3 protein-coding genes are annotated in these 7,673 nt (G+C 54.6%); all 3 read right to left on the bottom strand.

Going from position 1 to position 7,673, the window contains the following annotated elements:
• Positions 1-41: 41 nt before the first annotated feature.
• The 3 genes from NW819_RS06575 to NW819_RS06565 all read right to left on the bottom strand — a co-directional run bounded on the left by NW819_RS06575 (position 42) and on the right by NW819_RS06565 (position 7,484).
• Positions 42-3,050 carry a DUF1156 domain-containing protein gene (locus tag NW819_RS06575; protein WP_414413262.1) on the bottom strand — a complete coding sequence of 1,003 codons (3,009 nt, stop codon included), beginning with the start codon at positions 3,048-3,050 and terminating at the stop codon, positions 42-44.
• A gap of 100 nt (positions 3,051-3,150) precedes the next feature.
• Positions 3,151-3,855 carry a Uma2 family endonuclease gene (locus NW819_RS06570; protein ID WP_414328701.1) on the bottom strand — a complete coding sequence of 235 codons (705 nt, stop codon included), beginning with the start codon at positions 3,853-3,855 and terminating at the stop codon, positions 3,151-3,153.
• A 29-nt stretch (positions 3,856-3,884) separates the two neighbouring features.
• Positions 3,885-7,484: a helicase-related protein gene (locus NW819_RS06565; protein ID WP_414328702.1), complete on the bottom strand. Its 3,600-nt coding sequence runs from the start codon at positions 7,482-7,484 to the stop codon at positions 3,885-3,887.
• Positions 7,485-7,673: the final 189 nt, after the last annotated feature.

Below are 7,673 nucleotides of genomic sequence, written 5' to 3'. Positions count from 1 at the left end.
TCTGAGGTCTTTTAGGCTTTGCTTCCCCCAGAGGTAGGGGGCTAAAGCAAGCTGGGCTGGAAAGGATCATGCTGCTTTTTCTTCATTTCGGATGCTAGCCGGTTAATTTCCGGCCAGGCAATGACGAGAGTGTTATAGGCTAGGGCTTCTTGAGTCCAGCCTTTTTTGTCGCAGAGGGTATAGAGCCGATAGGCAAGGTCGCGGGCCACTGCACCTCCATCTGCCAAGCTAGCCAGGAGAGCGGCGGCTTCCATTTCTCCTTTCCGATCGAGGGTGTGGATGAGGGTCTGGGTGATGAGCCAGGCGGAGGAAGCAAGGAGCAAGGAGAGGGAATCTGCTCCCTTTTCTTTTCTCTGGGCTATTTCCTCTCTTCTCAACAACCGCACCTTGCCGGCCTTGGCTTCTAGGATCCCAAGTTCCTCAAGGGACTCAATGCTGACGTTTCTGGCCTTGCTGAGGACTTCTGCTTCCCCGTAGGGGCCTGGCTCAAATTGATATTGGGCAAACCAAGTGGTGGCCCAGCGGCTGCCCTCGATGAGTTCCCCTTCCTGTTCGCTGAGATATTCATCTAGGTACTGGTTGATCAGTTGCAGGGCAGTGCGGACGGTCAGGGGCGAGCCATCGCTTTCCAAAACTGCAGCGTAGCGGGAATAGATGGCCATGCCGGGGCCGATGCTGGCTTGGGCCAAGTCCACAGGAGCAATGCTGCCCTGCTGCAGAAGCTTGAGAGCCTCAGGCAGTTCGCGCTTCAGTTCGGCAAGGAATTGGCGACGGGTAGCCTTGGGCGCATCGGCAGGACGAGGACGGCAGACTAGAACGATGGAGGAAGCGAGGGCGTTAGTGCCAGATGCAATCATGCGGTTAGCGAGTTCGGTTCGCAGAGGCCAAGTGCCGTCAATGGTGAACCCAGCCCTGATCAAGCCTTCGAGCATGGTTTCCCAACCCGTAGAGACTCGGCCACTCATGCGCTCTGGGCTCTCACCCCTGGCTCCCCTACCAGTACGGGAGAGGGGAATAGGCTTGTCCGTGTCATCATCCTCTTCATCTTCCCCTTGTCCTTGGGGAGAGGGGTCTTCTTCGGTTTGCTTGAAGGCATAGTAAACTGTGAGGGGATAATCAGCACGGGAGAGGTAATGCAGTCGGTTAAAGGCTTTGCCCAGTCCTGTTTCAAAGAATTCTTTTGCTTTTTGTTTGCTGCCCCCGAAGCGATAGGGCGTTGCCACCAGTTCTTGAGTTTTGGGAACCAACAAAGTGCTGCAAATGTTGGGATAGACAGAGCCAAGGGAACGACGCAGCCAGACATAGAAGAAATCCGAGAGATCGGCATACCCGATGTTGTCGAAATAAGGGGGATCGGTGGAGATGAGCTTGGGGGTGGTGTCCTGGGGGTGAGGGGCTGTTGCGTCGTGTTGAGCAATAAATCCTATTAAACCTTCTCCCAAAGAGCCTATGGATTGAGTAGTCCAATCAAACAAGTTTTTAGAGCTCCCTCCTTGCTCAGAAAAAACATTTGCCTCTGCAAAGTCCCAGACCATCGGAATTGCTTGCCTGCTGAATGTATTGGTTAGCTGCTGATTGGCATTCTGCCATCGATCAAGATTGCTCCAATAATCTGCATATCGATCAACAGCAAACGCCAAATAAACGCTAATCGCCTCTCCGTAGGCCCTTGCGCCTGTGCCGCCCTCGGCTAGGGGCACATCGTCATTGGGGAGTCCGGCGGCAATGGCATCGGCTGTGGCCTTTTCCCGTGCTTCCGCCACCAAATCACTGAAGGTCGTCAGGGCCACCAGTTGCCGGGGGGTGAAGAGATCTGAGATTTTCCTCATCCCATAGTTGGGAGTCTTAAAATCCCTTGGATTATGGGGTAAATTGGCATCTGGTTTCCAAGTGGGTTGAGCTGAATTGGCAATTGCCTCGTGCTCTGGGGTGGGATCCAGGTACACTCTGCCGTTTGGCCCCTCTGCCACTATGGCCATCATCTGGGATCCCATGCGTCCGGCCTGACCCTCTTTGCGGATGTACTCCAGTGGTACAGGTGTTCCGCAGGCAATGCAGCGTGCTCCTTTGCGGCCTACGGTTCCCTCCGGCGCTTTGCCCTTACCTGACCTGACCACAAACCGGATCGAGGGAGCAGAAGCGCTCTCTCCCCCATTCACCACCACCGGCTCTACCCAAGCCTCTTTCCCCTTCTTCGTCGAAAGCTGAAACGATCGCACCAAGGGCATCTGACAGCGGCAGGCTGGATTTGGACAGGTCACCGTCCGCGCCCACAACCAGGCAATCACCGTCAACTCCTCTGTGCCTAAGGGGTTTGAACAGGGAGGATAGAGATGTCCAATGCGTTCAAAGGCTTGTTTCCGCATCCAAGCCCCGTAATACCGGACATCTGCTGCCAATCCTTGGGCACCCCGCCAGGCTGAGATATGCTTCTTAGCCCGATCTTCAGGGTTGATGGGGGCTTTGTCCTTAAACTTCGGTGGAATCTCGATCAATGCCTTGTTGATCAGCACCGCCACCGGGTTGAGATCGCTGGCATGGGCCTCTAACCCCAAGCGCTGCGCTTCCAACGGGATGGATCCGCCACCGGCAAAGGGATCGTAAACGGGCGGCGCGTACTTGGCGATGTATTCTCTAACTGCTGCCGGATCCGTAGGGGGCTCTTCTCCTCGATCCCAGGCTAGACATCGGGCAATCTCTCGCTGCGCTGCCTCCAGCACGCCGGAGTTGGGATCGTTCACGTCATCCCAGGACACCAGACCCCGCACGACCCGCTTCCCCTGTTCGATCTCTATGCGGCCCAGGATGTTGAACAGCCGCTGCCGCTCTCGCTCTTGGTCGGCCTCGGTGGGGAACTTGTCCGGCCAACTGGAAGGGTCATCGACCAGGGAAGCCCAGAGCACTGCCCGACAGGCTGCTAGGGGTCGCCGCGCCCACCAGAGATGTAGGGTGCTGGGGTGACCATGGCGGATGGATTTCTCGCGAGCCGATTCCAGATTGATGGCTTCGAGGGGCAGGGCAACTTCAATCAGCTTCTTGCGGCGGCTCATTAGACAAGGGTTAGTCGGGTTAAACAGGCTGCAGTTTAGAGTTTAGTCTGAGGGGAAGGCGGGCTCAACGAAAAGATGGCTCCAGCCTGTTCAAGAGCAACTAAGGCATCTTGATTTGGGACAAGCCATGTTGGGTGCCGATTGAGTTGCTACTTTTTCTGGACGACGACTGGATTTGTCCTTGTACCCATCGGCGGAATGCTTGAATTGCTTTGTTTCTACCTAAGACTTTGCTCTCCTGTAGGTAATGAGGGATAACTTGCTTTAGGTTTAAGCCTGGGAAAGTTGGGCTTTCATCAACTTCTTGGTAATTGCCAAATCGGAGTACATTAACTTGAAGAATGCCTTGATCAAATCGCCATAGCTCCGGTACCTGAAGTGCTGCGTAAAGATCAAGATGGGTTCGGGATGTGATATCAACTTCAATTGCAAGATCGGGTAGTGGATCGATCATGAGATCTATTCGTTTCTTGCCGCGAATTGCTAGCTCATTCTGAATATAAAAGCACTGGTTAGGCTCCAGGCCATAAGTTGTAGGCTTTCTTAAGGTCACCGAACCTAAACTGCGGAACTCAATATCCAGCTCTTCCAACAGCGCTTTAATTAAATCACCAATGATCTCTTTATCATCCTCATGCTCTGGAAGCGGCATCATGATCTCCAGCAAGCCATGATCGTAAGCCAACCGAGACCCCCGCTGGTTTCCCAATTCGCTCAGTATGGTTTCAAACTCTTGCCAAGAGATGCCCTGCAAGACAACTCGCTGACCTGCTGGAACATGGATTTGCCGCAATTCCAGTAGCATGAATTCATCCTACCAATGAAAGTTAGTATCTATTTGGGATCCCTTCCTCGATTCCACAATTCTTTCCAATCATAGTTGACGCTACTGGCCCCAAAATCCGGCTCCCGTTGAAAAGGCCGCCGCACATACCGCACCTGGCAGCCTTCGCCCGGCACGGTGTAGGTGCCTGCAGGGGTCTTTACCCTGAAGGCATCCCCTTCTGGAAAGGCGGGATCGGCTGGCACTTCTACCAAAGCCAGGATGAAATGGTCGGGTTTGTTGAGAGCTGTCAAGATTTCATTTTTGGTAACGGTTACCGTCTTTGCTCCCTCAACTCTGCCTTTGACTTCAATGAAGCGAAGGCCTTCCCTTCCAGCGGATTCGATATCATAGCCCAGGTTTTCAGCGCTGACATCACGAGGTTCGTAGCCCAACGCCCGCTCTATGGCCATAACGGCAGCCATTGCTGCTTGTTCTACTCGCCGGGTTTCGCGGGCAAAGGTGGTAGGGGTTGACCCTCGCTTGCCCTGTAGCCGCTGCAGCAGTCCGATGGGGATCACCAAGGCTTTCCCGGTTACCACCGGCGGCAAGGAGGATAGCTGGCGCTCCTGCTCCAACTCCGATAGGCGCTTCTGAAGGCGATCCGCCAACTCATCCGCCCGCTGCTGAGCCTTGGCAGAGTTGAGCTTGGCGTTGGGCCTGCCGGCTTGCTCTTGCAGCCGCAACTGTGCAGCTTGATGATCCCAGTAGTTAATTTCTCGGGTGAGGCGATCTTTAACAGCCAGCTCCGTCTTGTTGATCAATTCTTCCCGCTGAGCTTTGATTTCCTGGAAATGCTGGGGAACTAAACGCTCAATGGCGTAAGCGATGGCTTGGCTTTCTACCTCTGAAGCCGAGAGCTGGGGGATGTGGGATCCAGCTTTCGCTTTCACAAGGTCGCGCTCTGCGGGAGTTAGGGGCCGGTAGTCCAAGTAGGGAGCATAGCCGGCGCTTCTTACCCTGACGCTCTCTCCTCCTCCTAGCCCTTGGGGAGCGGGGAGAAAGATCTCCACATATTGCATCCGTCGGGAGATAACCCGTCGCTGGCCATTTCGGTCTAGGCGCCCATCCTGAAGGGCATGCTCTAGGTACACCAGTATCCGTGGTGTTTCGCCGGGATCGTTTTCATCGACGAGGATGGATCCCTGTCTGAGCAAATCTCGGTGTTGCTCCAAAACCAAGTCCAGAGTGGCATCCAGCAGGGGATGGCCTGGGCAGATGAACTCTGCCGGGGGCTTGTTGGGGACGCTGATGAGGTTTTTGTTAAAGGTAATCCGCTCGTATTTTTTTAAGATGGGTGCGCCCAACCCAATCTGGCGGTCGCGATTGCGAATTGCTGCCGGCACATGGGTAATTTCATAGCGTTTGGGTTCCCGCTCTCGAATGGTGCCACCCAAGCGTTGAAAAGCTTCTAGGAAGAAGGAGGCAATGAAATGAGGCTGGAGCTTGCGGGCCTCGGCTCGCTCCATTTCCGCCCGGATTTGCTGCACTTTGGTCGTATCCATCGAGTCGTGGGCCAGGGCGCGTTCTGCCAGGAGTTCCCTGAGCCGCTCGTGGTCTAGGCGATCTGCAATCACTTGATTGAGTCGGGCCTTGACCTCTGGACGATCCCCGTAGCGAATGGCCTCGATCAGCAGCTCTCGCAGTTCTTGACCGGCAATCGCTTTGCCCAGGACATCGAAGACCTTGCCCCCCAAGGCCCTTTGCTCGATTTCTATTTTTTTCAGCAAAGCCAAGTAGACATCTCCTTCCCGCGTTTCCTCGGCCACTAGGTTCCACAGGTGGCAGACCTCGGTTTGACCAATGCGGTGAATTCTCCCAAAGCGCTGCTCCAGGCGGTTGGGGTTCCAAGGCAGGTCGTAGTTCACCATCAGGTGGGCCCGTTGAAGGTTGATCCCTTCTCCCGCAGCATCGGTAGCAATGAGTACTTGAACGGCGGGATCCTGTTTAAAGGCTTCCTCGGCTTTTTTGCGCTCTTCTCGACCCATGCTGCCGTGAATGGTGATCACCGCTTCCGGTTGGCCCAGCAAGTTCCCCACTCGGTCAGCCAGATAGTTGAGGGTATCTCGATGTTCGGTGAAGATAACCAACTTGCGCCGATGTCCGCCGGCATCAAACATCTCCCCCTGATTTTGCAAGAGTTTCGATAGCTCCTCCCACTTGCGGTCTTTGCCGCTACGTCTCACTTGCAAGGCTAATTTTTCCAGCTCCTGCAGCCGCTGAATTTCTGCCTGCAGCTCGACAATTGTGCGGGCGGCAGTTGCCTGATCTACCAGCTCTTCTTCTCGCGGTTCCCGCTCTTCAGCAGGGCAGTCTTCAAAATCCTCATCCCAGCCTTCTTCGTCTAGCAGGGAAGTGGTAAAAGCAAGGTTGTCTCCCCGGCTGCGCAATTGTTCTTCCTTTAGCTTCCGCTGCAGTCTCTCTCGTCTTCGCAGCAAGGATTGGTAGATCGCTTCTGGAGAAGAGGCTAGCCGACGTTGCAGGATGGTTAAAGCAAAACCGACCGTCCTTTTGCGGCTACCTTGCTCTAAAGCTTCCGCGCGGTTAAACTCTTCGCGCACGTAATCGGTCACTTCCTTATAGAGCCTGGCTTCCAGGTCAGACAAGACGTACTGGACGGTGTAAGCTCGCCGTTCGGGAAAGAGAGGCTTGCCATCGAACTTGAGCAGGTCTTCTTTCACCAGCCGCCGCATCAAATCCGAGGCATCACAGGTATGAACTCCATCTCGGAATCTCCCCTCAAAGCGATCCCCATCCAGCAAAGCCAAAAAAAGCTGGAAGTCTTCTTCTCTACCGTTGTGGGGAGTGGCTGTCATCAGTAAAAAGTGGCGTGTTAGCTGCGAGAGCAACTTGCCCAGCTTGTAACGCTTGGTTTCTTTGATTTCTCCCCCAAAGAAGGATGCGGAGAGTTTGTGGGCCTCATCAACAATAACCAGATCCCAATCAGTTTGCCTCAGTTTCTCCTGCAGGGCCTCATCTCGGCTGAGCTTATCGAGGCGGGCAATGAGAAGAGGTATCTCCAGGAAAGGGTTGCCAGTTCGGGCGGCTTGAATGCGATCGTTGGTCAAGATCTCAAAGGGCAAATGAAACTTTTGCACCATCTCATCTTGCCACTGCAGCGTTAGACTCCCCGGGCAAACGATGAGACAGCGGTGCAAGTCACCTCGAATCAATAGCTCTCTAACCAAAAGCCCTGCCATGATGGTTTTGCCGGCACCTGGGTCATCGGCCAGCAAAAACCGCAGCGGCTGCCGCGTGAGCATTTCCCCATAGACGGCGCTGATCTGGTGGGGCAGGGGTTCTACCAGAGAGGTGTGAACGGCCAGCAAGGGATCAAACAGGTGCGCCAGCCGAATCCGATAGGCCTCTGAAGCTAGGCGAAATAAGGCGCCGTCTCCCTCGAAGTTGCCAAGGGATCCCTCGGCTACCACCTCTAGGGTTGGCTCTTTATCCCGAAACAGAAGCTCTGAATGGAGACGCCCCTGAGTGTCTTTGTAGATGGCCTCGATGGTGCTGCTGCCGTACCACCTCACACTCACGATGGCAACGGTTTGATTGGGCAGGATCCCTTTGACCTTGGCGCCAGGGGTGAGATCTTCCAGTCGAGCCATAAACTGCGGGTTTCCAGAGCTGCGAGCGGAGCCTGTTCCAGCTCCCCATTGCTATGTTGCGCTCACTTCCAGCTCTTTTCCCACAGCAAAAGTCCCCTTCTTCCATAAAAGGAGACAGCAGTTTGGAGTTGGCAAGCGGCTTCACGACGGTTTTAAGCCGGTTTTAAGTCCTGATACATTTACGCTGAA

The organism is Synechococcus sp. R8-2, assembly GCF_047461715.1.
Lineage (GTDB): Bacteria > Cyanobacteriota > Cyanobacteriia > Thermostichales > Thermostichaceae > Thermostichus.
Note: the sequence above shows the minus strand (reverse complement) of the source record. Positions and strands in the feature narration are given on the sequence as shown.

Coding starts and splice junctions, on each gene's coding strand:
- NW819_RS06575 (WP_414413262.1), bottom strand. CDS start 3,050: ATGAGCCGCCGCAAGAAGCTGATTGAAGTTGCCCTGCCCCTCGAAGCC.
- NW819_RS06565 (WP_414328702.1), bottom strand. CDS start 7,484: ATGGCTCGACTGGAAGATCTCACCCCTGGCGCCAAGGTCAAAGGGATC.
- NW819_RS06570 (WP_414328701.1), bottom strand. CDS start 3,855: ATGCTACTGGAATTGCGGCAAATCCATGTTCCAGCAGGTCAGCGAGTT.